Raw genomic sequence first — 24132 nt, 5'->3', positions numbered from 1 at the left:
CGGGCACCAGCAAAGGAGCAACCATGAAATCCCGTTTGGGTGCCGGTTTCGCCATTCTGGCCCTCTCTGCTGCGCTGGCCGCCTGCGGCGGAAACAGCGGAACACCGCCGGCTTCCACTCCGGCCGGCACGGCGAGCGCCCCGGCGACGCCTGCTGCGTCAGCTTCGCAGTCGGCCACCTCCACCGGTACCGCGAGTCCCGCCGTCGACCTCAAGACGGCGTCCTCCAGTGCGGGCACCATCGTGGTGGACGCCAAGGGCATGAGCGTCTATTTCTTCACGAAGGACACCAAGGACTCCGGGACCAGTGCATGCGCCGATGCCTGCCTGAAGGCGTGGCCGCCGCTGACCACCACGTCCACCACACCGTCGGCCGACGGCGTGACCGGGAAGCTGGGCACCATCACCACGGCGGACGGCAAGCAGCAGGTCACCCTTGAAGGAATGCCGCTGTACTACTTCGCCAAGGACGCCAAGCCCGGCGATGTCCTGGGCCAGGGCGTCAACAACGCCTGGTACCTGGCGGACCCGTCCGGCAGCATGATCCAGACGGCCAGCGGCGCCGCCTACTAGGGCTGGCCGGGCCGTGGGCTTGGCGGGGACAGCTGTTTGGGGAACAGGTCCGCGGGCGCAAGGCCTCAGGCACAGAGACGGGCTGCAGGCGCCTATTGGTGGGGGGCTGCCGGAAGCGTGGTGGGCAGCGGAAGCTGCGGCACCTCCGGCAGTGGCACCTGCGGCCGCTGGGGCAGCCTGTCCGTGACCTCCGTGGGGACGGCCGTGGGCAACGATCCGGGCGCGGGCATGCCCGCAGGCCTGCCCGGTGTCACGTCCGGTGACGGGACGCCCTCCGGAACGGCGGGAGCGTCCGACGCCGGCGGCCCGGCAGGTGCCTCAACCGGCGCAGGTGCCGTGGGCACCGCGGCCGGGCTCACCGGTGCGGCCGGCGCAGGTACAGCCGGTTCCGCCGGTTGTACCGGGGTTGCGGGCGCCGGCCGTTGCCCGGCGGGCCCGGATCCCGTGACGAAGGAGGTCACGGCGTGGTTGAGGTGGATGATCGAATCGCGGATGCCCTGATCGGATGCGGCAGCAACAGCACCGCCGGCGGTCAGGGATACGCCCACGGCCAGGGCGGTAAGGGCAGCACGGCGCTTCGCCCGGCGCCGCGCGGCAAGCTCGTCGCCGGGTGAGTCGGTTGCGCCGGTTGCGCCATGCAGGTCATCGCCCGCGGCGGCAGGGGAATCCACCGCGGCGGGTTCAGCCGCGGCCGCAGGGGCTGCTGCACCGGTTTCACTGGACCCGGTGGCCTGGGCACGCTCGAGCAGCGCCGCGACGGCGGCCGAGGGCTCGGGAACGTCGGCGCCCAGGGCGCGGAGCTGCAGAAGGGCTGGGCGGAGCTGGCCGTCGTCGTCCAGGTCTGCCTCGAGCAGCAGCTGGTCAACGAATCCTTCGCTGCGGGATCCTGCGGTGTCACTCATGATTGGCCTGGTTTCTTTTGAGCGTCTGTGCCTTGAGGTTTTGGAGGGCCCGGCGCTGGAGCTGCTTGATGGCTCCGGTGCTTTTGCCCATGATGGCGGCCACCTGTTCAATGGACAGGTCCGCCACTATGCGGAGGGCCAGGACTTCCTGGTGTTCGCCGGCCAGCCCTTCGAGCATGGCGGCCGCCCCTCCGGTGAGTTCCACCGCCTGGTCCTCCGCGGACGGGGATCTCCGGGCGTCGTCCTGGGGATCGTAGGGCGTCAGCTGCGGCCTGCGCTCCAGCCGGCGGTAGTGGTCCACCATGCGGGCGTGCGCTATGGAGAAGATCAGTGATTTTGCGCCCTGCAGGCCGCCCGTGAGGCTTTCGATCCTGGGGTAGAAGGCGAGGAAGACGTCCTGGGCCACAGCCTCGGGATCATCCACGCCGCGCGCTTTGAGGTAGCCCTGGACCGGGCCGGCGAAGGACCGGTAGGCAGCAGCAAACAACACAGCGGGATCTGCTCCGGCTGTGTTCTCGAATTCTTCGGTTTCTGCTTGGGCCAACGTGTCCAGTACCAGCGGCTCCTCCATTCCGGGCCCGGCGTGCGCGCGCCTCTCCCGGTTTGTTCTGCAGGCTGCCGGCGCATTGGGCCGGCTGCGGCTTACCAGCCGCGGTGGACTGCGGGGCCCGGCGGCAAAGGCCGGTTCCCGCAGTCCACCCTAGCCAACTGGTGCTAGCGGGCGGAAACGGAAGGCACGTCTACGCTGTTGCCCGGAATGGCGGGAACTGCAGGCACTGCCGGAACCTTGGGGGCGTCGTCCACGCCGGGGACGGCGGGAACGGCCGGAACAGCAGGGAGGGTGGGGACGGCCGGGAGTTCCGGACGGTGGGCGTCGACGGCGGCGGAACCGTTGGCTGATGCGGCAGCCTTCGCTGCGGCATCGGCGTCGGCCGTGACGTCGGCGCAGTAGCCCTCGATGTTGGCTTCGCCTTCAGCGGCGATCTTCAGCGAGGAGAAGCCCTCGGAGGCAGCGTTAAGGCCACCGTGGGTGAAGGCGGTGCACAGGCCGATTGCTGCGGCGCCCGCGGCGTCAACGGCCGAGTTGGCGGCGGCGGACGCGGAGCCCTTGGCAGCAACGCCGTCTTCGCTGACCTCAGCGTCGGCATCGGCGGAAGCAGTTGCGTCCGCGGAGGCGGTTGCCTTCGCCGTGGAAGCAGCTGCAGCCTTGAGGTCTTCGGCACCAGTCTTGGCTGCGGCGCCGGCGGTACCTTCAAGGGCGTCGGAGGCAACCTCCGCGGCCAGCTTCGGGGCAGGAGCGCCGAAGAGTTCGTGGGCGGTCTGCTGGGCTTCGGCGGGGAGGACGCCGGAAGCGGCAGCCGCGCCGGTTCCACCTACGGCCAGGGTGCCTGCTGCCAGGACTCCGGCGGCGACTTTACTGCTGGCGAGAACGGTGAACAACGACATAAGACACTCCAAAACGTAGACAACACTTGTGATTCGGGCCCGCCGGGCGGGCCCATCACCTCCTACATCGCCGGGCGGTCCGGAAAGGTTACGGGTGCCGTTAAAGTTTTTTGAGAACCCGGATTCCCGGGCGCCTTTCGGCAGTCTGAGTACGGGAAAGGCCCGCCTTCGCTGTCACCGTTGCAGCAAAGGCGGGCCTCCAGGACCAAGCGGGCGTAGAGACCGGGACGGTGCCTACGCTTCGACCAGCCCGGCCTCAGCCTCTTCGAACTCCACGGCCGCCACGGTTTCCTGGGTTTCGGGGTTGATCATGAAGGCTTCGTCGTCCTCCTCGACCATGAGGAAGTCGCCGTGGTCGGTACTGAAGTGCCACGCGAGGGTCTTCACACCGTTGTGCACGTAGTTGGGGTCGCCCATGGTGATCCTGGCCAGCTCGTAGCCGGCAATACTGCACAGTTCACGGATGATGATTTCGAAGTCGGGTGCGTCCTCCAGTGCCTCCTTGGCCGCCCTGGCCTGGCGCTCCGCCAGGTCCGGGATCTGGGCGGCGAGCTGGTGGATGTAGGGGCCCACCTCTTCGTCGTCGAGGACCAGCAGGTCCGCCTGGCCGCGCAGCCACGCCGCGTTGAGGGCGGTGATGTTCTCCCGTTCCAGCAGTTCCTCGAACTCGCCGTCGAGCTCTTCCATGGCCAGGACCCCGGCCGGCACCGCGTCGTCGTCATCCAGCGGCCCGTCCAGGTAGTGCTCCGCGTCCTCGTCGGACAGGTCCCCGTACGTTTCCACCGCACGGTTGAACAGGTCCAGGTGCGCCGTGGCACCCATGCCGGCCATGCCCTCCCGGATGAGGGTGTCCGTCTCGTTGCGGTCAACGGACATGAAAGCGTACTGCGCGAATCCGCCCTCCAGCGCCTGGGTGAGGTAGAAATCCACGTAGTAGCTGCGGACGGCAACGGGCGACATTTCGTCAGTAGCCAGGAGAGCCGTGTGCATGGCATCCACCACGCTGACGTTGGCCGCCACTGCTTCCTCATCACTTGCTTCGATGCTGCTGCTGGTCAGGACGGCGGGCTGCTGGGTGGTGATCATGGAATCCCTCACTGCTGGCTGGTGCTGCGGACATTTTTCACGCTACGTCCGTAAAACTGCCGCCCCGTGGAGGGGGACGTGAACGTCAGGCGAAGTTTTCATGGGAGGCAGGTGCCGGGGCCGCGGCACGGCCGGGCTGCCGGGCGAACTAAGATGGATCAGATAACCACCCGACGGACCCGGCCCTTCCGTGGGCTGCTGAAAGTAGCGCGCACCATGCCATCCCAACCGGACGAGAGTGCGGCACTGGCAATACAGACTCCCGCCATCAACGACCGCTCGCTTGCGGCCGGGCTTGCCTATGCCATGGGCAGCCGGGTCACCGGGATATCGTTCGACGCCGTTACCGGGCTGATGCTGGGCAAGGTCAGGGGAAGCGCGGACACACCGTATTCCACCACGGCCAAGCTGGTCCGCAAGGGCGGCGGATGGAGCTGCACTGTGGGTGTGTGCAGCTGCCCGGTGCGCAAGGACTGCAAGCATGTTGCGGCCCTGCTGTTCGCAGCCGAAGACAACCCGGCCACACGGGTCCAGCTGCTGGCACAGTCAACGTCCACGCAGGTGTCCCACCAGCCCGCAGGCGCCGTCCTGTCCGACTGGGAGCAGGCCCTCAACCCGCTGATCGCCAAACCGGGATCGGCTCCTGCCGGCAGCGGGGTGCCGCTGGCGCTGCAGTTCGAGATCGAAGAACCCGCACCGCACTTCTCCTACACCGGCCGGCGGGATCCGGTGCGCAGCGTCCGGCAGCTTAAGGCCCGGCCCGTGATCATGGGCGCCAAAGGCAAGTGGATCCGGGGCGACGTCTCCTGGAACACGCTGAGCTACCTGAACTTCCGGCGGGAATCGAACCAGGAACACGTGGAGTGGCTGCAGGAATTCCTGGCATCCCACTCTGCGGCGGCCAGCCGGATGCACAACGCCTCCGGGCTGTGGCTGGGTCTGAACTCCTACTCGGGGAAGAACCTGTGGAGCCTGCTGGCGGACGCCCGGAAGATCGGGCTCGCCCTGGTCAACGCGCGCGGCTCGGAGCCGGTGCGGCTCGCGGAGGCGCCGGCCGCCGTCGCGCTTTCCCTGAGCCGGTACGGCACCCCGCTCGAGGGGACGGAACAGCCGGTACCTGCCACCCCGGAAAGCGGCGGTTCCGACGGCGGCCTGGAGTTGTCCCCCACCATCACCGTGGAGGGGGAGGAGATTGATCCGGCGGCCGCGGGGACGATCGGCCGGCCCGCGCACGGGCTCTTCTTCACCACCGGGGAGGCGTCGCTGCCGGGCGTGCCCGATCCGGACGGTGTCCTTACCCTGGCACCCCTGGAAAGCGGCCTGAGCGAGGAGCTGCTGGCATTCGTCACCGCGGGCAGCACCCTGCATATCCCGGCCAGGGATGAATCCAGGTTCCTCACCGGCTTCTACCCCAAGCTGAAGCAGACCGCGCGGGTCACGGCCCGGGACGAGTCGGTGGAGCTGCCCACGCTGGCCATTCCAACGTTGTCGCTGCTGGCGAACTACGGCAACGACCACCGAGTCCGGCTGCATTGGGAATGGCATTACAAGAGCGGCAACCACGTGACGGCCCAGCCCCTGTGGCGCCACCCGGGCGACCAGGGCTACCGTGACGACACCGCAGAGTCCCGCATCCTGGAAGGCATCGGGCAGCCGTGGGAGGTTGTGGCCGCCCTCGGCGAGTCCTCCACTGGCGGCTGGGGCACGCCCCGGCTGGCGGCCTCCGCCGAGCTGAAGGGACTGGACACCCTCGCCTTCACCGAGGAGGTGCTGCCGCGGCTGCGCGAAGCACGGGACGTGGACGTGGAGACCGCCGGGGACATTGCGGACTACCGCGAGGCCGAGGAAGCGCCGGTGGTGTCCATCTCCACCAAGGCCACCGAGCAACGGGACTGGTTCGACCTGGGCATCCAGATTTCGCTGGAGGGCCAGCCGGTGTCCTTCGCCGCCGTGTTCTCCGCCCTTGCTTCCGGCCAGACCAAGATGCTCCTGCCCAGCGGCGCGTACTTCTCCCTGGACCTGCCGGAACTGCACCAGCTGCGCGCCCTCATCGAAGAGGCCCGTTCGCTGCAGGACAACAAGGACGCACCGCTGCAGATCAGCCGGTTCCAGGCCGGCCTCTGGGACGAACTGGCGCAGCTGGGGATCGTGGACCAGCAGGCGGCCACCTGGCGCTCCGCGGTGGGCGGCCTCCTGGAAGGCGGCATGGACGGGCTGCCGCTGCCCGCTTCCCTGAATGCCGAGCTGCGCCCGTACCAGCTCGAAGGGTTCAACTGGCTCAGTTTCCTCTACAAACACAGCCTGGGCGGGGTCCTCGCGGACGACATGGGCCTTGGCAAGACAGTGCAGGCGCTCGCCCTGATGTGCGCGGCGAAGGAACTCGCCGTCGAGGCCGCTTCGTCGCTGGAAGCGCCCGACGACGGTGCTGCCGCCGCCCCGGGCACCCGGCCCGCCGCCGTCGCGCCCTTCCTGGTGGTGGCGCCCACCAGCGTGGTGGGCAACTGGGCCCTGGAAGCGGCGCGCTTCGCCCCGGGCCTCACCGTCCGCACCGTGGGCGAAACGTTTGCCAAGAGCGGACTGGACGTGGCCGATTCCTTGGGCGGGGCCGACGTCGTGATCACCTCCTACGCGCTGTTCCGGATCGACTACGAATCGTATGCCTCCCGCGAGTGGTCCGGACTGGTGCTGGACGAAGCCCAGTTCGTGAAGAACCACCAGTCCAAGGCGTACCAGTGCGCCCGGAAGATCCCGGCAACCTTCAAACTGGCCATTACGGGCACCCCGCTGGAGAACAACCTTATGGAGTTCTGGGCGCTGACCTCCATCGTGGCGCCGGGCCTGTTCTCCAGCCCCAAGCGCTTTGCGGAGTACTACCAGAAGCCGGTGGAAAAGAACGGCGACAAGGGCCAGCTGGAGAAGCTCCGCCGCCGGGTCCGGCCGCTGATGATGCGCCGCACCAAGGACCAAGTGATCAAGGACCTGCCGCCCAAGCAGGAACAGATCCTGGAAGTGGTGCTGAACCCGCGGCACCAGAAGGTGTACCAGACGCACCTGCAGCGCGAGCGGCAGAAGATCCTGGGGCTGATCGAGGACGTGAACAAGAACAGGTTCACCATCTTCCAGTCGCTGACGCTGCTGCGGCAGCTGAGCCTGGACGTCTCCCTGGTGGACCCTGCGCTGTCCGCGGTGCGGTCCTCCAAGCTGGACGTGCTGTTCGAGCAGCTCGAGGACCTCGTGGCCGAAGGGCACCGGGCGCTGATCTTCAGCCAGTTCACCGGGTTCCTGGGCAAGGTCCGGGAGCGGCTGGACGAGGAGGAGATCGAGTACTGCTACCTCGATGGCGGCACCCGGAACCGCGCCGACGTGGTCAGCGAGTTCAAGAACGGCAGCGCCCCGGTGTTCCTGATTTCGCTGAAGGCCGGCGGGTTTGGCCTGAACCTGACGGAAGCCGATTACGTCTTCCTGCTCGACCCCTGGTGGAACCCTGCCTCCGAGGCGCAGGCCGTGGACCGCACCCACAGGATCGGCCAGGCCCGGAACGTGATGGTGTACCGGTTGGTCGCCAAAGACACCATTGAGGAAAAGGTCATGGCCCTGAAGACCCGGAAGTCGCAGCTGTTCGCCGATGTCATGGAGGGCGATGCCCTGTCCGGCGGCGCGATTACTGCAGAGGATCTGGCAGGGCTGTTCAAGGAGTAGGGCCGGCATAAGGAGTAGGCCCCCCGCGGTCACCGCGGCCGCTCCGGTTTCGACCCGCAAACGCATTTTCGACGCGCAAATCCGGTGTCGCAACCCGGATCTGCGGTGCGTCAGCAAATGTGCGCAGCGCCGGAGGATCAGGGTCAGGCCGGCGAGTTAGGGTGGCGCCGGCGGATCAGCGCATTCACGCGCCCAAGATCGACGTCTATGCTGGTACCCAACCCGTAAACTACAACGTTGGAGAAGATGTGTCCCAGCCACAGCAGGCCGAGCAACTTGACCCTGAAGCCCCGGCCCCGGCAACCTCCCCTGCCCTGCCGCACCTGAGCCCGGACGCCTTCACGGTCCCCTACCGCGATCCCGTGTGGGACGGCCCCACCGATCCCATCCTGGTGGCCGACCACCTGAAGAACGAGTGGGTGCTCTTCTACACCCAGCGCCGCGCCACCGCCCCGGGCCTGACCGGCGTCGAGTGGGTTCACGGCACCGGCATCGGCGTTGCGAGATCGTCCGACGGCGGTGCATCCTGGCGCTACCAGGGCACCGCCGGGGGACTCATCCCGCCCGGAACGGAACTGCCGGCAACCCTCTGGGCGCCCGACGTCGTCCGCATCGGGGACCAGTGGATCATGTACCTTTCCGTGCTCGGCGGGCGGCGCACGGACTGGACTGGGAAAGCCGGAATCGTCCAGTTCGCCAGCCGGGACCTGGAGCACTGGGATTACCTCGGCCCCATCGACCTCGACTCCCCCAGGGTCATCGACGCTGCCGTGGCACGGTGCGGGGATGGCCGCTACCGGCTCTGGTACAAGGACGAGACCCGCGGTTCGAACACCCTCAGCGCGGTCAGCGACACCCCTGAGGACCCGGCGTCGTGGGTCCTCGAAGGCGTGGCGATTCCCGGGCGCCCGCACGAGGGACCGAAGGTCTTCCGGCTGGGCGGCAGCTACTGGATGATCGTGGACGAATGGCGCGGCCAGGCCGTCTACCGCTCAGACAATGCTGCCGGCAGCTGGATCCGGCAGGAACACCTGGGCGGGCTGATCCTCACGGCGCCGGAATCGGTGGACGGAAGGCCCGTCGTCGGACGCCACGCGGATGTGGTGCCGCTTGACGGCGGGGACACGGGCGACGGCGGCGCAGAGCGGGCACTGCTGGTGTACTTCACGCACCCGCACTGGGGCGGTGAGGACATCGACACTATGGCGCCGGACCCGCGCACCCGCCTGAGCCACGTCCGCGCAGCGGTGCTGGAGGTCCGTGACGGCATCCTGGTGTGCACCGAGCACTAAACCTCCGCATTGCGCCGGGCACAACGAAGGGCCAAACCCTGGAACTATAAGCCGGCGACTGCCGGCACCGGTCCAGGGTTTGGCCCTGCTTCGTGCACTGGAATCCGCGCCACGGCGTGACGCGTATGAACCGGGCGCCGCCCCCAGCAGGCGGGCGCCCGGCAGCTGTTGCGGATCCGGCTGCGCCGGACCCTCCCGGCTAGACCCGCTGCGGGGAGCCGAGGTCCACGGGGTCCTCGTCCGTCAGGTACGCCAGCTCGGAGTGGGCCGCGAGGTCGATGCCGCGCAGTTCGTCCTCCGGCTTGATGCGGAGCCCGCCCATGGTCTTGTCCAGGATCTTCGCCAGGATCCAGGTGATGCCGAAGGAGTAGGCAAGCACCGTTACCGTGGCCAGCGACTGGACTCCGAGCAGTTCGAATCCGCCGCCGTAGAAGAGGCCGCTGACCCCGTTGGGAGCGGCGTCGGTGGCGAACAGGCCGATCAGCAGGGTACCCAGGATGCCGCCCACCAGGTGGACGCCGACGACGTCGAGGGAGTCATCGAAGCCCAGCCGGAACTTCAGTTCGGAGCCACAGGCGGGGGTGATGGCCACCAGCGCCGAGATCAGGCCGGACGCCGCGCCCATGCTGGTGGCGGCGCCGTGGCGGAACCGCTCCACCAGGGCCCAGGCCAGCAGGCCGGCAGATGCGGCCACGGCCGTGTTCAGGAAGACCACCGACGCCGAGTGTCCTGCGGAGAGGGCGGAGCCTGCATTGAAGCCGAACCAGCCCACCCACAGCAGGCCAGCGCCCACCAGGACCAGCGGCCGGCTGTGCGGCTTGGCGTGCTCTACCTTGGGCCAGCCGGAACTCTTGCCGAGGACCAGGGCGAGGGCCAGGGCGGCGGCGCCGGCGTTCATGTGAACCGCCGTGCCGCCGGCGAAGTCGATCGCCTTGATGCCGTTGGCGATCCAGCCGCCCACCGTGCTGCCGTCCGCGGAGTTGAACGCAAACACCCAGTGCGCAATGGGGAAGTAGACAATGGTGGCCCAAATGCCGGCGAACACCATCCAGGCGCCGAACTTCATGCGGCCCGCGGCGGCACCGGCAACCAGCGCAGTGGTGACGCAGGCGAAGAACAGCTGGAACGCGGCGAACAGGATGACCGGGATGGACGCCTCCTTATCCTCGGCCATCAGCTGTCCCATGCCGGGGAACTCGGTGACGTCACCGATCAGCCCCAGCCCGCCCACGGAGTTCCCGAAGGCCATTGAGTATCCGAAGAGTGCCCAGAGGACGGCCACCAGGCTGGCGCCGCCAAAGCACATCATCATCATGTTGAGAATGCGGCGCGACCCCACCATGCCCCCGTAAAAGAGTGCGAGGGCGGGAATCATCATGCAGACCAGTGCCGAGCTGGCCAATATCCAAGCGACATTTCCCGAATCCATGGGAAACCCCTTTCGTGATGCGACGAAGAGAACGGAAATTTTGCCGTCAGAACCGCTCCGGCGGAAGGGACGCGGGGTCTGTGCCATCTTCAGCGGAGGGCGGCAGTTTGCCGTCGTGATCCAACTGTATGGCGGGCTTTTCGGGCTGGGTTTCGGGCGTGTTAAATGCTGGTTTCAGTCATCCACGCGCGAGTTTCAGGCGTAACAGGACCAGGCAGAATTGCCTGGTATTGCGGGGTTTTTGACGCTGCCGCGATGCTACTTTGCGGAGATCGCCAGGAAGCTGATGGGGAGGTCCAGCAGCTCCAGCGGACCGTGGGGTCCTTCACCGTCCAGCAGCAGGGAATCGCCGGCTTCCATGGCGTATTCGTAGGATCCGTGGCCGTAAACCATCCGGCCGGAGAGCATGTAGATGAACTCGGTGCCCGGATGCTGGAACAGCGGAAACACGTCGCTCGCGTCCGTGAGGGTCACCAGCGTTGGTTCCAGCGCGTCGGTGCGGCCCTTGAGCGTTCCCAGTACGCGGTATTCGTGGCCGTGCTGGGTTCCGCTGCGGACCGTCAGGCTGCCCTGGCCGCTCTTGGTGAACGTGGCATCGCGGTCCGTGTCGGCACCGCGGAACAACGCCGTGACGGGGACTTTCAGGCCGTCGGCGAGCCGCTGCAGGGTGGTCAGGGAACAGGACGTGGTGGCGGTTTCCACCCGCGAAATCATCGCCTTGGACAGCCCGGTGCGGGCCGCGAGTTCTGCCGAGGAGAGACCGGCAGCTGTGCGGTAGTGCCGGACCTGCGCGGCGATGACCTGCTCGAGCTTGCCCGTGGCCTGGTCTGCGGCGGCCCCGGCCTGCTGGTCTTCTGCGCGGTCCCCGGCCTGTTCGGTCATGGTTGCCATCTTAGGCGGGCCGCGCGGGCTCGGGTGTACGGCGCCGGCGCTAGCCAATGGTGCGGGCCTCGCCCAGGAGCCCGGCCAGGGAGTCCGCCAGGGCGAGGGCGCCGGCTTCGGCGTCCCTGTCCTCCACCAGTTCGTCAGGCGAATGCGAAACGCCGGTGGGGTTACGGACAAACAGCATGGCCGTGGGCAGGTGCGCCGCCAGCACCCCGGCGTCGTGCCCTGCGCCGGTGGCCAGCACGGGAGCGGCAGGAAGGAGCTGCTGCAGCCGGTCCCGGAGTCCGCCGTCGAAATGCACCGTGGGGCTCAGCGACTCCATGGTGAGGGCTGCGGAACAGCCTTCCCCGGCGGCGAGGACCTGGGCGTTCAACCCGATGGCCTCCACCAGCGCGGCGGTGACCGAATCCTCCGGATGCCTGACGTCGATCCAGAGGTCCACCCGGGACGCGATGACGTTGGTGCCGCCGGGAACGGGCTGAAGCCGGCCCACCGTGGCACGGGCGTCCCGGTACTTGCGGGCGGTATCGCGGATGGACACCATGACCTTGGCGGCCGCGATCATGGGGTCCCTGCGGTCCTTCATCAGTGTGGTGCCTGCGTGGTTTCCCTCGCCGGAGATGGCCAGTTTCCAGCGGCCGTGGCCCAGGATGGATGAGCCAACCGCCACCGGCTGGTCCAGATCGATCAGGCCCCTCCCCTGCTCCACGTGCAGCTCAACGAACAGGCCCAGCTGCTGCAGCGCCTTGTAGTCGGCGCCGATGAACCGCGGGTCCTGTCCGTTGGCTGCTGCGACGTCGGCGTAGGTGTTGCCGTCCGGGTCTCGGAGGTTGCGGGCCTTGTTGGGATCGAGTTCGCCGGTGAGAAGCCGCGAGCCCAGGCAGGCGATGCCGAACCGCGAGCCCTCTTCCTCGGGAAACACCGCGATGGCCAAGGGGCGGCGCGGGCGGAAGTTGCGTGCTTTGAGGAGGTCGACGGCCACCAGTGCCGAGGCGACGCCCAGCGGGCCGTCGTATTCGCCGCCGCCGGGGACGGAATCGAGGTGGCTGCCGGAGGCCACGGCGTCTTTCCGCCCGCCCGTCGCCGTGTCCCACCAGGCCCAGATGATGCCGTTGGCGTCGGTGCGGACGTCCAGCCCGCGCCGGGTGGCCTGCTCGATGAACCAGCTTCGCAGGTCCGTTTCGGCGGTGGAGAACACCGGGCGGGAGTAGCCGCCGCGTGTCCTGTCACGCCCGACGCCGGAGATTTCCTTCAGGAGGCCGGCCACGGTGGGTGCGCCGGTGGTTTCTGCGGGTACGCCAGGCGGCGCGGGTACTGTCTGGGGAAGGCTCACAGGGATCCGTTCTACGTGGTGAGTGCCGGCAGGGTAGCGCTCCGAAACCGGTCGGGGACGGGCGCTGCGCCGGTGGCCAGGTCCGCTGCCCACTGTCCGATCAGCGGGGCGAACTTCGCGCCGTGCCCGGAGCAGGGCGAGACGACGGTGAGGTTGTCCGCCCGGTCGATGAGGAAGTCCTCGGTGGGGGTGTTGGTGAACAGGCAGGTGGTTTCGGCGTAGGGCTCGGGGTCCAGGCCGGGCAGGTACAGGTTGACGTAGTCCACCACTCGGGCGCGGTTGGCCGGGTCCACCTGGCCGGTCTGGTCGGCGGCGGACTTGATGCTGGGCCCGCCGTTGTATTCGGCCACCTTCTGGCCCGCGAAGCAGGCATCGCGGCCGCCGGGCAGCCCGTAGGCCTGGATGTCCGCGGCCTTGTGGATGAAGGTGGGCCAGGTGGCGCCGGAGCCGTCGCGGTAGCGGAAGTGGAAGGCCTGCTCCTGCCTGACCGTGAATTCCGGCAGGCCGGCGAGGAACCCGGCCGGCAGCGGCAGGGACTCCAGCAGCCGCGGAAGCCAGCCGCCGGCGCTGATGACGACGCTGCCGGCGTCGAGCGTTTCCCCTGCGGCGGAGTGCAGCCGGTAGCCAGCGCCGGTACCACTGCCCAGGCGTTCCACGCGGTCAAGGGTCCAGCCGGTCAGCACCCGGGCGCCGTTGCGGACGGCCAGCGCCACCATGGCGTTGACGGAGGTTTCGGCGTCGATGACCCCTGCCCCGGGGTGCCAGAGGACCTCGGTGTCGAAGGCGATCTGTGGCCAGCGGTTGCGGGCTTCGGCGGCGGAAAGCAGCTCGTGCTCGATCCCGGCCCCGGCCAGCACGCCGGCCAGGAGTGCTGGCTGCCGGGTGGGACCATAGTCCACTGCACCAAAGGGCGTGATCAGCTCAGTTCCGGCCTCGGCGGCCAGGCTGTCCCAGAGGGCCTTCGAGTCCAGCACGGCCTGCGTGTAGAAGGGGTCCGGGTAGGCGTAGCGGAAGATCCTGGCGGAGCCGTGGGAGCTGGCGTCGTGTGCGGCCGGGACGTCGCGTTCCAGCAGGGTGACCTGGTGCCCGCGGGCCGCGAGCTGCCAGGCGGTGGCGGCGCCGGCCAGGCCGGCGCCCACCACCACGTAGTCGGACGAGTCCGGCAGCGCGTCACCCATCAGAAGCTGCCCTGGACGCCCGGGATCCAGCTGGTACCGGCCAGCGGCACGCGGGCCATGGCGGAGGCCTCGATGGTCAGCGCCACCAGGTCCTCGGGTTCCAGGTTGTGCAGGTGCGATTTTCCGCAGGCCCGCGCAATGGTCTGGGCTTCCATGGTGAGGACGCGGAGGTAGTTGGCCAGCCGCTTGCCGGCCGCCACGGGATCCAGTCGCGAAGCAAGCTCCGGGTCCTGGGTGGTGATGCCTGCCGGGTCCCGGCCATCCTGGAAGTCGTCGTAGAACCCGGCGGCGGAGCCCAGGTCCGCGTATTCGGCGGCGTAGCGGGGGTCGTTGTCGCCCAGTGCGATCAGCGCGGCGGTGCCGATGGCCACGGCATCCGCACCCAGGGCCATCGCCTTGGCCACGTCGGCTCCTGTGCGGATGCCGCCGGAGACGATCAGCTGGACCTTGCGGTGCATCCCCAGCTCCTGCAGCGCCTGGACCGCCTGCGGGATGGCCGCGAGGGTGGGGATGCCGACGTTCTCGATGAACACCTGCTGCGTTGCCGCGGTGCCACCCTGCATGCCGTCCAACACCACCACATCGGCGCCGGACTTCACAGCCAACGCGGTGTCGTAGTACGGCCGGGAGGCGCCGATCTTGACGTAGATGGGGGTCTTCCAATCGGTGATTTCGCGGAGTTCGCCGATCTTGATTTCCAGGTCGTCCGGGCCGGTCCAGTCCGGGTGGCGGCTGGCGGAGCGCTGGTCGATGCCCACCGGGAGGGTGCGCATCCCGGCCACGCGTTCGGTGATTTTCTGGCCCAGCAGCATGCCTCCGCCGCCGGGCTTGGCGCCCTGGCCCAGGACGATCTCGATGGCGTCGGCCTTGCGGAGGTCGTCCGGGTTCATGCCGTAGCGGGACGGCAGGTACTGGTACACCAGGTGCTTGGACTGGCCGCGCTCCTCAGGCGTCATGCCGCCGTCGCCCGTGGTGGTGGAGGTGCCCACTTCGCTGGCGCCGCGGCCCAGCGCTTCCTTGGCGTTGGCGGAGAGGGCGCCGAAGCTCATGCCGGCGATGGTCACCGGGGTCTGCAGGTGCAGCGGCCGGGAGGCATGCCGGTCGCCGAGGACGACGTCGGTATCGCACTTTTCGCGGTAGCCCTCCAGCGGGTAGCGGGACATGGAGGCGCCGAGGAAGAGCAGGTCGTCGAAGTGCGGGACCTTGCGCTTGGCGCCCCAGCCGCGGATGTCATAGACGCCAGTGGCGGCGGCGCGCTGGATATCGGCGATGGTGGCGCGGTCAAACGTGGCGGACTCGCGGAGGCCCAGCTCAGCGATGTCCTGGGTGGGCGCTGCGGTGGGTACCGGGATGGAGGTGATGGTCATGGGGGCCTCCTAGTAGGCAGTCGAGTTGTCGACGTGGAAGTGGTAAAGGTTCCGGGCGGAGCCGTAGCGACTGAAGTCGGCCGGGTTGTCGGTGCGGCCCGCGGCGGCCAGGAGTTCCGCGAGCTCGGCCAGGTGCTCGTCGCGCAGCGGCTTTTCAATGCAGTCCGCGCCGAGGGAGGCCACGGTGCCCTTGACGTAGATGCGGGCCTCGTAGATGGAGTCACCCAGGGCGTCACCGGCGTCGCCGCAGACCACCAGCCGGCCGGCCTGCGCCATGAACGCGGACATGTGGCCGATGTTGCCGCCCACCACGATGTCCACGCCCTTCATGGAGATCCCGCAGCGGGCTCCGGCGTTCCCGTCGATAACCACCAGGCCGCCGTGCCCGGTGGCGGCGGCGGACTGGGAAGCGTCTCCTGTGACGTGGACCGTGCCGGACATGATGTTCTCGGCCAGCCCGACGCCGGCATTGCCGTTGACCTTCACGGTGCCCTTCTGGTGCATCCCGGCGGCGTAGTAGCCGGCATGGCCGTCGATGGTCACGGTGACGTCGGCGTTGATGCCGACGGCGAGGCTGTGCTTGCCGCCGGGGTTGGCCACGGTCCAGGACTGGCCATCGACGGCGTGGTGCAGGTCCTGGTTGAGGCCGCGGACCGGGGCGTCGGCGAGGTCCACCACCGTGGGGGCGGCAGCATCGTCGTCGGGCGCTGTTACGGCACCGAGCGTTTCGGGGGCTGTCAGAGTGACCATGTGTAGACCTTTCCGGGTTCCGGTTCGAAGATGCGGGCGGTGCTGATGCCGGGCAGGGCTGCCAGGGCGCGGTATTCGGAGGCCATGGCCACGTAGTCGTCCGTTTCGGCGATGATGGCTGGCTTGCAGGCGATGGGGTCCCGGACCACTGCCATGCTGTCAGCGGTGGTGACCACCAGGGTGTAGAAGCCGTCCAGGACCTTGCCGAGGTTTACCAGGGCTTCTTCCAGGGTGTCGCCCTGCTTCAGCCGGGAGGCAACGTAGCGTGCGCCCACCTCGGTGTCGTTCTCGGAGTCGAATACCACGCCTTCCCGCTTGAGCTCGCGGCGGACGGTGGCGTGGTTGGAGAAGGATCCGTTGTGCACCAGGCAGAGGTCGTCGGCCACGGAGAAGGGGTGCGAGCCGCCGGCAGTGACCGCCGATTCGGTGGCCATCCGGGTGTGGGACAGGCCCTGGCTGCCCGCCATGGCTTCCAGCCCGTGTTCGGCGGCGATCTCCATGGGGTGGCCCACGCTCTTCATCACCGCGACATGTTCGCCGCGACCAATCACGGTGGCGGCGGGCAGCGTTTCGGTGACGGCCTTCACCAGGAGATCGGTCCCGACGGCGGCGCTCACCAGGGTGGTGTCGCCCACCACCTGCACGGCGGGTACTGCGTCGGACGGCAGGAGCGCCGCGACGCCTGCGGTGAGTGCCGCCGTCGTGATCCCCTGGTCCCTGCCGAGCAGGCTCAGGGTTGAGATGCCCGGGGAGACCAGGCCGGGGGTGTTGTAGACGGCCAGGCCGGCGGAGTCGGGGCCGCGGTCCACGATCTGGCAGAGCATGGAGGACAGCAGGCTGCCCATCCGGGGGTGCAGCGAGGGATTGCGCAGCTGCAGCGCGGCGATTCCGCACATGGTGGGATTCCTTTACTGGGTAGGGATTAGATCGAGGTGAGGTAGGTCCGGATTTCCCAGTCGCTGACCTGGTTGTGCCAGCTGAGGAACTCGTCTTCCTTGGCGTCGGCGTAGTAGGCGCCGATTGCCGGGTCACCGCTGAGGCTGGCCAGGATGACCGGGTCCCGGCGGAGCGCTTCGACGGCGTGCAGCAGGGTGGCCGGCAGGAAGTGGGCGTCCGGCCGGGACTCCCCCGGGCCTGACGGCGTGCCCGGGTCGATCGATTTCTCCACCCCGTCCAGGCCGGCCGCCACGGCGGTGGCGATAGCCAGGTACGGGTTGGCGGAACCGTCGCCGGAGCGCAGTTCTATCCTGTTGTTGTCCGGCACCCGGATCATGTGGGTGCGGTCGTTCCCGCCATACGATGCCTTCCGCGGCGACCAGGTGGCGCCCGAGGAGCTGGTGGTGGCACCGCTGCGCTTGTAGGAGTTGACCGTGGGGGCAAGGAAGGCCTGCAGCGCCGGCGCGTGGTCCAGGATTCCGCCGATGAAGGAGTAGGCGAGGCCGGAGAGCCCCAGTCCGCGTCCGCCGTCGTGCGCTGTATCTTCCGCTTGCGGGAACATGGCCTCCCCGCCGGACCAGAGCGAGAGGTGGAAGTGCAGGCCGGTGCCGGTGCGGTCCGTGAACGGCTTGGGCATGAACGTGGCAGTCATGCCGCGCTGCTCAGCCAGGATGTTCAGGATGTAGCGGAGCGAGACCACCCGGTCCGCCGTGGTGAGCGCGTCCGCGTAGTTGAAGTTCTGCTCGAACTGGCCGGCGGCGTCCTCGTGGTCATTGGCGTAGTTGCCCCAGCCGAGGCTGTTCATCGCCTCGGAGATGGAGGTCAGGTGCTCGTACATGCGGGTGACGCCACGGGCGTCGTAGCAGGGGCGGGGCGAATCGTCGCGGGCGTCGGCGGTGCTCAGCGTCCCGTCGTCGTTCTTGTTGACCAGGAAGTACTCCACCTCCGCGCCGACCTTGGCCTGCATACCTTTCTCCTCCAGCCGCGCCAGGGCGTTCTTGAGGATGACCCGCGGGGCGTAGGGCCAGGGCGTGCCGTTGACGTGCGGGTCGCAGTGGATGATGGCCAGGCCCTCCTTGATGAAGGGGACCGGGGTGAAGGAGGCGAGATCGGGGACGGCGATGAGGTCAGCGTCCTGGGGCTTCTGGCCAATGAGGCCCGCGGCGTAACCGGCGAATCCCATGGCGCCTTTTTCGAGTTCGTCGGCGGCTTCCACCGGGACCAGCTTGGCGCAGGGCTTGCCGGTCATATCCACGAACGTGGCGAGGAGGAACCGGACGTTGTGGGCGCGGGCAATGTCGGCGAGGGAGATGGTGGGTTCCTGGGCGGGAGCGGCAGTCACGGGGGCCGGCTCCATCGCGGGGGTTACAGCAGGGGTTGCGACACTTGTCATCGAAACATTCCTGTCCGGGTTGGTGTTAGCTACTAGTAAACCTTGTTGCATCAGAGTATCCAAGTGGACGTTTCATGCGTCGGGCGGGCAGGTTAACTCGGGGTTTCCCCGGGCTCACCGTTTTGCGGGCCTTCCCGCCCCGGGGCTTGGCGCATCAGAGGCTTGTTCGCGGATCAGAGCCTTGAAGAGTCGGGTTTCGCGAACAGGCCCATGATTCGCGGGCACGGCGCGCATCCCGCGGTCCCCATCCATGGCGAACTAACCTGCGGGCACAGCAAAGCGGCGGCCGTCCCGGAAGGGACAGCCGCCGCTGGGAAGGACATACCGGGAGGCCGGCCTCCTTCAGGAGACGCGGAGCTCCACAACCTGCGCGTGCTCCAGCCCGCCGCCCACATGGATTTCGAAGGTCCCGGCCTCCACGGCGTACTGGTCCTGATTGTCCCAGAAACCGAGGTCTTTCCAGCCCAGCTCAAAGGTCACTGTTGTGGACTGGTCCGGGTCCAGGGTTGACCGAGTGAACGAGCGCAACCGGCGGACGGGCTGGGCCAGCGACGCCACCAGGTCCCGAATGAACACCATGGTGACTTCGTCCCCTGCCACCGCCCCGGTGTTCGTGACGGAAACCGACACCTCAACTGATCTCCCCGCACGGAGATCGTCCAAGGAAGTACTTGCCGGAGTCACGCTGGCCCCGCCGTGCTGGAAGGTGGTGTAGCTGAGGCCGTGCCCAAACGGGAACTGCGGTCCCAGTTCAAGGTCCCTGTACTTGGACGTGTAATGGCCATCGGTGTTGCCGGGACCCAGCAATCCCACGTCGAGGGCGCCGCCGTCGATCGTTCCGGAAATCGTGGCCGGGCGCCCCGTGTTCTCGTGGTCGTAGTAAATGGGGACCTGGCTGGAAGACCTGGGAAACGTCATGGGCAACCGCCCGCCCGGGTTCACTGCGCCACTCAGGGCACGGGCCACGGCACGCGGGCCTTCCAACCCCGAGTGCCACGCTTCCAAAAGCGCCGGTACAGCATCGATCCATGCGGCGGTAACCAGGGGTCGCCCATTGAACATGACAACGGCCGACGGCGTGCCGGTGGCAGCCACAGCAAGGATCAGCTCTTCCTGGGCACCGGGAAGCCTGAGGTCGCTGCGGGAGTTCGCCTCACCTGACAGTGCCGAAGGTTCCCCGACAGCAACTACGATCGCGTCGAAGTCAGCACCGTCAGCCACGGCCTGGGATATCGATTCGGACTCACCACCAAAAAAGCCCGTGGCGTCCCTCACAGTCAGTTGCCACTCCGGGCATTCTTGCCGGATCGCATCGGCCAGCGAGCCCACGGGTTCGGCAAAGGACTGTACCCACGCACCGAGGTGATCAGTGCTGTTGGCGTAGGGCCCCACAAGGAGTACCCGCTGTGGAGCCGGACTAAGGGGCAAAACGGACTCATTCTTGAGCAGGACCAGCCCCTTCTCTGCAGCGGCCAGCGTAGCCCGGCGGCTGTCAGGGGACGGCACCGTCACCTCGTGCTCGGGCGCCCGGTACGGATTGGCGAACAAGCCCAGCGCAAGTTTCAGGCGGAGGACCCGCCGGACCGCATCGTCCACGCGTGCCACTGGCACGTCATCCGGCCCAAGGCGAGCGCCGCCGTCGGCCGTTGTGACGTTGCCGCCCATCTCAACGTCCAGGCCGGCCGCAAATGACTGCCTCAGCGCGTCCGCTATATCCTCGGCAATGCCATGGTCCAGCAGATTAACCACACCATCGGCATCACCCACCACAACGCCCTCAAAACCAAACTCGTCCTTCAGGATGGAGGTCAGCAGGTGGTGGTTGGCATGCGCCGGCCGCCCGGAAACTGTATTGAAGGCGGCCATGACCGTGGCCACGCCCGCGTCGACAGCAGCCCTGAACGGGTCCAAGTAGACGTTGCGGAGCCGCTGGCTGGAAACATCAACAGTGTTGTAGTCCCGTCCACCTTCCGCCTGGCCGTAGGCCACAAAGTGTTTGGCGCACGCCAGTATGGAACCCGGATCACTTAGCGATTTCCCTTGGTAACCGCGCACCTTCGCCGCTCCGAACACACTGTTGACGTAGGCGTCTTCTCCGAAGCCTTCAACAACGCGGCCCCAGCGAGGATCCCGGGACACATCGATCATGGGCGAGAACGTCCAGTTGACTCCCCCGGAGGCCGCCTCCTGCGCTGTGACGCGGGCATCCACCTCGGCGGTGGCCGGATCAAAGCTGGCTGCCTGGGCGATGGGTACCGGAAAGGTTGTCCGCTGTCCGTGGATGACATCCAACCCCACCAGGAGCGGGATGCCATGGGGCGTTTCCTCACGGGCAATGCGTTGCAGCTCATTGGTGGCGCCGGCACTGCGCGGCCAGAAGATGGCTCCGATCCCGCTGCGGACCAGCTCTGCAGCATCCTCCAGCCGCGGACGGAAAGCTATCTGGAGTTGGGCGAGCTTTTGTTCCCACGTCAGGGATTCCAGGAGGTTTTCCACAAGCTCGTGGTGTGCCGGCGCCAATGTCACCGTTGGTCCTTTCGTTGATGGTGGACATTGCGCCAACTACGGCGGTCAGTCCCGGAGTGTCAGTACCTTTTGGTCGGCGCCACCGCCCGGAACGGGCATGTAGGAGATCCTCAACCGTTCACGTACCGCCACCGAGTGCTCGCCACGCTCCAGTCCGCCTGGCTTGTCCACGGCCACTGTTGCAATTTCGCCCATTTCCCAGCGGTCATCGAAGATCCCGGGGAGGTCTGCCAGTGTGTAGGTATTTCCGTGGACGGTGAGGGATACGGCAGAGGCCGGGGCTGTCTCGCCGTCGACGGTGACCTGCACGTCCTCCACCATGGAAAGCCCTAAACCGCGATAGTACGGAAGCCGCACCCCAAGCTGGAAGCCGGTGACGTCGTCACCCTTAACCACGTTGCGGAGGGTGTCCTCAACGATCATGTACTTATCGAACACTGTGACCTCCCTGGGCAGAGGCGCCTGCGGCGACCCCTTCGTCTTCACCGAGCAGACGCTCAAACATCCGGTGCTGCCGGCGGACCTGCTCTACGCTGTCCACCTCAAAAATGTCCTGGATATGCCTGTTGCCTTCGTACTCGCTGGAGAGATAGCCGTTGTATCCGCCTTCAATCAGCACCGGGATGATTTTGTCGTAGGGGATGCTGTATTCCGTACCCTCATCGGTCATCTCGTAGAACTTCGCCTGGATGTGGTGGATCAGCGGCATGTGCTCCAACATCACTCGGGGATCATTCCAGGTAAGGAAAGTGGAAAGCCGGGCGATGCCCTGCTCCACCGGGTGGGCGCCCATGTAGTTGAAGGTGTCCATGAGCCCGTGCACGTCCCCGCGGCTGTTGTACGTTTCCACAGCGAGCTCCACAAGATGGGGCCTGGCTCCGTCCCGTAGCGCCCGGTCCGACATAACCCGGGGGAAACGTTCAACGAACGTGCCCATATCAGGCATGAAGCCCAGAGCCGGAGACTGCAAGCGGTGCATGACCTCCAAATGCCGGATCACCCAGGGGTGCTCGTAGTGGAAGGGCGCATGCACTTCCAGAAGCAGCTTCAGGCCCAGCTTCTCAGCGTAGGAGGCGCACGCTTCCATGACCTCCGGCGGCGTGTTGATGATGGCCCGGACGTGCTTGGCGCCCATTCTCTTGGCGATGTCCAGGTCCCTGCGAACGGACTCCGTCATCTCGTCCAGGGTCATGACCCGGCCGGGATAGCGCTTGGTATCCAGGAAAAGGTCCGTGGCCACCGTTGTGGTTCCGTACTTTTCCATCCAACCGTCCCACGTGCGGTAGAAGGCTGCGCCGGGATCCGGATACCCGGTCATGGATTGTTCGGGGATGATCTCGATCCCCAAGGCCCCTATGGTCGCGGCCTCGCTGACACAGTCCTCCAAGGACATCTTCTTCAGGAAGCACTCTTCCTGGTAACTGTAGAAACTGACTCCACGCTTGATCTGATGGGCGGTACTCAACACCCAGCTCCTCGTGTTTGGCGCGCACTGGACGCGACATTTCGCACCGACCTACGACGGGCGTAGTCCAACGCTACTGGCGGCATCCTGCAAATGGCAGTGGCCCCAGGATCAGGAACCCCAATGCCGCTCATCCACAGATCGAATGACTGCCGGAGGCCCTCCCAGGACCTTCCACCAGTTAGCGTTTTAACAGGTGCCTGCATCGACCACCGCGCGTACTGCGCGCTGATGCTCCCGGGCACCGTGCCGCAGGTTCACGCGCCGGGCACTGAGTGATCCGTGAAGGATTCCCGTGAAAACCCATGAGTACGACGTCGTCATTGTTGGCAGCGGTCCCGCAGGCGCCGCCTATGCCCGAACCCTCCACGAGGAGGCTCCGCAGCTGCGGGTCTTGATGGTGGAAGCCGGCCCGTCGTTGTCCAAACCACCAGGTTTGCACGTCAAAAACCTGCCCGATCCGAAAGCTCGGGCGGCCGCCCAACTGGCATCGCAAGGACCGGTCACCTCCCTCAACCCCGAGTCCCCTGTCCCCGGCCCCGGACGTCCAGGGACTTTCCTGTTGCGGCCGGACGCACTGGCTCCCCTGGCCGGAATGCCGGCGGCCGCCATGTCCAGCAACGTCGGCGGCATGGGCGCCCACTGGACCTGCGCTTGCCCAAGGCCCGGAGCATCCGAGCGGATCTCGTTCCTGGACGACGGAACCCTTGATGCAGCTCTCGGAGAGGCCGAACGGCTTTTGTCCGTCACGTCGGAGGCATTCGCTGACGCTCCCTTCTCCGGTGACGTCCGCGACCGGCTCGAACGCGCTTTTCACCGCACTGGTGCCGCAGCCATCCAGCCCATGCCACTTGCCGTGCGAAAGCATCCTGACGGCACCATCACATGGTCCGGGACCGACGTCGTCATGGGTCCGCTGGCTGAACCGACAACGCGCGGTGACTTCTTTGAGCTCCGTGACCAGACGCTGTGCCAACGTGTGATGCTCGACGCCGGACACGTCACCGGAGTCGAGTTGAAGGACCTCACCACCGGTACGGTGACCCAGGTCCATGCGCCTGCAGTGGTGGTGGCGGCCGATGCCCTCCGCACACCGCAGCTCTTGTTCGCCTCGGGCGTGCGGCCGCGGGCTCTGGGCCGGTACCTGAACGACCAGCCGCAAGTCATCAGCGCCGTGCGTTTACCGGCCGATGTTGTTCAGTCAGGTGCCGGAGAGGCCGCTGCCGGTGCCGCGGTGCACAGCGGTGTTTCCTGGGTTCCCTACACGGACGAGGAACCGTTCCACGGCCAAGTGATGCAGCTTGATGCATCCCCTGTGCCCCTCGCTGAAGACGACCCCGTGGTGCCGGGATCTGTCATTGGACTCGGCTGGTTTTGCGCGACGGAAACCGTGGAAGAAAACAGGGTGGAGTTCGATGACACCAGCCTGGACCACTACGGGATGCCCCGCATGACCATCAACTACAACCTCACGTGGAAGGACCTCCGGGTCATCGAAGAGGCCAAGGAGGCGGTGACCCGCGCAGGCAAGGTCCTGGGAACTTTCCTGGATGACAGGCCGCCTTTCCTCCTCCCCGCAGGTTCGTCGCTCCACTACCAGGGGTCGGTCCGGATGGGACAGTACGACGACGGCCGCTCGGTATGCGGTCCGGACAGCCAGGTGTGGGGTACTGAAGGGCTTTATGTGGCCGGCAACGGCGTGATCCCCACTTCCACCGCCTGCAATCCAACGCTGACTTCGGTGGCCCTCGCGGTCCTGGGAGCACGGTCGCTGGCGAGGAGTATGCACTAACCCGGAAAGTCCCACGGCCCCAAGAGTGCCGCAGCAAAAGGGCGGGTCCACCGTAGTGTGGTGGACCCGCCCTTTTGCTGA

The 24132-nt window shown here is 67.2% G+C and carries 19 protein-coding genes; 4 read left to right on the top strand and 15 right to left on the bottom strand.

Annotated features, from left to right (window positions below):
* Positions 1 to 23: 23 nt before the first annotated feature.
* Positions 24 to 572, top strand: coding sequence for a COG4315 family predicted lipoprotein (locus UC32_RS08460; protein ID WP_045730782.1), 549 nt, complete (start codon positions 24 to 26; stop codon positions 570 to 572).
* Positions 573 to 664: 92 nt separating this feature from the next.
* Here the strand turns inward: UC32_RS08460 and UC32_RS08455 are convergent, their stop codons facing one another.
* The 4 genes from UC32_RS08455 to UC32_RS08440 all read right to left on the bottom strand — a co-directional run bounded on the left by UC32_RS08455 (position 665) and on the right by UC32_RS08440 (position 4006).
* Positions 665 to 1474, bottom strand: a complete 810-nt coding sequence (locus UC32_RS08455) for a hypothetical protein (protein WP_045730781.1) — start codon at positions 1472 to 1474, stop codon at positions 665 to 667.
* Positions 1467 to 2045, bottom strand: a complete 579-nt coding sequence (locus UC32_RS08450; protein ID WP_045730780.1) for an RNA polymerase sigma factor — start codon at positions 2043 to 2045, stop codon at positions 1467 to 1469. The genes UC32_RS08455 and UC32_RS08450 overlap by 8 nt, the downstream gene beginning before the upstream one ends.
* Before the next feature lie 143 nt (positions 2046 to 2188).
* Entirely contained in the window at positions 2189 to 2920 is a 732-nt protein-coding gene (locus UC32_RS08445) for a hypothetical protein (protein ID WP_045730779.1), read from the bottom strand.
* A gap of 234 nt (positions 2921 to 3154) precedes the next feature.
* A complete protein-coding gene (locus UC32_RS08440) occupies positions 3155 to 4006 on the bottom strand; it encodes a DMP19 family protein (RefSeq protein ID WP_045730778.1) in 852 nt (283 codons plus the stop codon).
* Between the two features lie 216 nt (positions 4007 to 4222).
* Between UC32_RS08440 and UC32_RS08435 the strand changes: the two genes are divergently transcribed.
* Both UC32_RS08435 and UC32_RS08430 read left to right on the top strand, forming a co-directional pair.
* Positions 4223 to 7705: a DEAD/DEAH box helicase gene (locus UC32_RS08435; protein WP_045730777.1), complete on the top strand. Its 3483-nt coding sequence runs from the start codon at positions 4223 to 4225 to the stop codon at positions 7703 to 7705.
* 248 nt (positions 7706 to 7953) lie between these two features.
* Entirely contained in the window at positions 7954 to 8997 is a 1044-nt protein-coding gene (locus tag UC32_RS08430) for a glycoside hydrolase family protein (RefSeq protein WP_052690547.1), read from the top strand.
* A gap of 199 nt (positions 8998 to 9196) precedes the next feature.
* Here the strand turns inward: UC32_RS08430 and UC32_RS08425 are convergent, their stop codons facing one another.
* From UC32_RS08425 to UC32_RS08375, 11 genes are all read right to left on the bottom strand, one after another.
* Positions 9197 to 10426: an ammonium transporter gene (locus tag UC32_RS08425; protein WP_045730776.1), complete on the bottom strand. Its 1230-nt coding sequence runs from the start codon at positions 10424 to 10426 to the stop codon at positions 9197 to 9199.
* Positions 10427 to 10684: 258 nt separating this feature from the next.
* Positions 10685 to 11308, bottom strand: coding sequence for a helix-turn-helix domain-containing protein (locus tag UC32_RS08420; protein WP_045730775.1), 624 nt, complete (start codon positions 11306 to 11308; stop codon positions 10685 to 10687).
* Positions 11309 to 11357: 49 nt separating this feature from the next.
* Positions 11358 to 12644 (bottom strand): allantoate amidohydrolase, encoded by a 1287-nt coding sequence (locus tag UC32_RS08415; protein WP_045730774.1) that lies wholly within the window; start codon positions 12642 to 12644, stop codon positions 11358 to 11360.
* An 11-nt stretch (positions 12645 to 12655) separates the two neighbouring features.
* The gene (locus UC32_RS08410; protein ID WP_045730773.1) at positions 12656 to 13822 is read right to left on the bottom strand and encodes an FAD-dependent oxidoreductase; all 1167 of its coding nucleotides are present in this window, start codon (positions 13820 to 13822) and stop codon (positions 12656 to 12658) included.
* Positions 13822 to 15189: an FMN-binding glutamate synthase family protein gene (locus UC32_RS08405; RefSeq protein WP_045730772.1), complete on the bottom strand. Its 1368-nt coding sequence runs from the start codon at positions 15187 to 15189 to the stop codon at positions 13822 to 13824. The genes UC32_RS08410 and UC32_RS08405 overlap by 1 nt, the downstream gene beginning before the upstream one ends.
* A 9-nt stretch (positions 15190 to 15198) precedes the next feature.
* Positions 15199 to 15939, bottom strand: coding sequence for a GltB/FmdC/FwdC-like GXGXG domain-containing protein (locus tag UC32_RS08400; RefSeq protein WP_045730771.1), 741 nt, complete (start codon positions 15937 to 15939; stop codon positions 15199 to 15201).
* On the bottom strand, positions 15927 to 16835 hold the full coding sequence (locus tag UC32_RS08395; protein WP_045730770.1) for a class II glutamine amidotransferase domain-containing protein: 909 nt from the start codon (positions 16833 to 16835) through the stop codon (positions 15927 to 15929). Before UC32_RS08395 ends, UC32_RS08400 begins: the two co-directional genes overlap by 13 nt.
* Positions 16836 to 16861: 26 nt before the next feature.
* A complete protein-coding gene (gene glnT / locus UC32_RS08390; RefSeq protein ID WP_045730769.1) occupies positions 16862 to 18268 on the bottom strand; it encodes a type III glutamate--ammonia ligase in 1407 nt (468 codons plus the stop codon).
* Positions 18269 to 18610: 342 nt separating this feature from the next.
* Entirely contained in the window at positions 18611 to 20794 is a 2184-nt protein-coding gene (locus tag UC32_RS08385; RefSeq protein WP_045730768.1) for a glycoside hydrolase family 3 N-terminal domain-containing protein, read from the bottom strand.
* 45 nt (positions 20795 to 20839) lie between these two features.
* The gene (locus tag UC32_RS08380) at positions 20840 to 21232 is read right to left on the bottom strand and encodes a C-glycoside deglycosidase beta subunit domain-containing protein (protein WP_045730767.1); all 393 of its coding nucleotides are present in this window, start codon (positions 21230 to 21232) and stop codon (positions 20840 to 20842) included.
* Positions 21222 to 22262 (bottom strand): TIM barrel protein, encoded by a 1041-nt coding sequence (locus UC32_RS08375; RefSeq protein WP_052690546.1) that lies wholly within the window; start codon positions 22260 to 22262, stop codon positions 21222 to 21224. Before UC32_RS08375 ends, UC32_RS08380 begins: the two co-directional genes overlap by 11 nt.
* A gap of 292 nt (positions 22263 to 22554) precedes the next feature.
* Between UC32_RS08375 and UC32_RS08370 the strand changes: the two genes are divergently transcribed.
* Positions 22555 to 24051, top strand: coding sequence for a GMC oxidoreductase (locus UC32_RS08370; RefSeq protein ID WP_045730766.1), 1497 nt, complete (start codon positions 22555 to 22557; stop codon positions 24049 to 24051).
* The last annotated feature ends 81 nt before the right edge of the window (positions 24052 to 24132 follow it).

It is taken from the genome of Pseudarthrobacter chlorophenolicus, assembly GCF_000962805.1.
Classification (GTDB): Bacteria; Actinomycetota; Actinomycetes; order Actinomycetales; family Micrococcaceae; genus Arthrobacter; species Arthrobacter chlorophenolicus_A.
The sequence above is the reverse complement of the archived record's forward strand: the minus strand, read 5'-3'. Positions and strand labels throughout refer to the sequence as shown.

Bases quoted from the DNA above. Each gene is read 5' to 3' on its own strand.
- UC32_RS08425 (WP_045730776.1), bottom strand. From the start codon at position 10,426: ATGGATTCGGGAAATGTCGCTTGGATATTGGCCAGCTCGGCACTGGTC.
- UC32_RS08395 (WP_045730770.1), bottom strand. From the start codon at position 16,835: ATGTGCGGAATCGCCGCGCTGCAGCTGCGCAATCCCTCGCTGCACCCC.
- UC32_RS08445 (WP_045730779.1), bottom strand. From the start codon at position 2,920: ATGTCGTTGTTCACCGTTCTCGCCAGCAGTAAAGTCGCCGCCGGAGTC.
- UC32_RS08420 (WP_045730775.1), bottom strand. From the start codon at position 11,308: ATGACCGAACAGGCCGGGGACCGCGCAGAAGACCAGCAGGCCGGGGCC.
- glnT (WP_045730769.1), bottom strand. From the start codon at position 18,268: ATGACAAGTGTCGCAACCCCTGCTGTAACCCCCGCGATGGAGCCGGCC.
- UC32_RS08435 (WP_045730777.1), top strand. From the start codon at position 4,223: ATGCCATCCCAACCGGACGAGAGTGCGGCACTGGCAATACAGACTCCC.
- UC32_RS08460 (WP_045730782.1), top strand. From the start codon at position 24: ATGAAATCCCGTTTGGGTGCCGGTTTCGCCATTCTGGCCCTCTCTGCT.
- UC32_RS08400 (WP_045730771.1), bottom strand. From the start codon at position 15,939: ATGGTCACTCTGACAGCCCCCGAAACGCTCGGTGCCGTAACAGCGCCC.
- UC32_RS08405 (WP_045730772.1), bottom strand. From the start codon at position 15,189: ATGACCATCACCTCCATCCCGGTACCCACCGCAGCGCCCACCCAGGAC.
- UC32_RS08440 (WP_045730778.1), bottom strand. From the start codon at position 4,006: ATGATCACCACCCAGCAGCCCGCCGTCCTGACCAGCAGCAGCATCGAA.
- UC32_RS08410 (WP_045730773.1), bottom strand. From the start codon at position 13,822: ATGGGTGACGCGCTGCCGGACTCGTCCGACTACGTGGTGGTGGGCGCC.
- UC32_RS08455 (WP_045730781.1), bottom strand. From the start codon at position 1,474: ATGAGTGACACCGCAGGATCCCGCAGCGAAGGATTCGTTGACCAGCTG.
- UC32_RS08450 (WP_045730780.1), bottom strand. From the start codon at position 2,045: ATGGAGGAGCCGCTGGTACTGGACACGTTGGCCCAAGCAGAAACCGAA.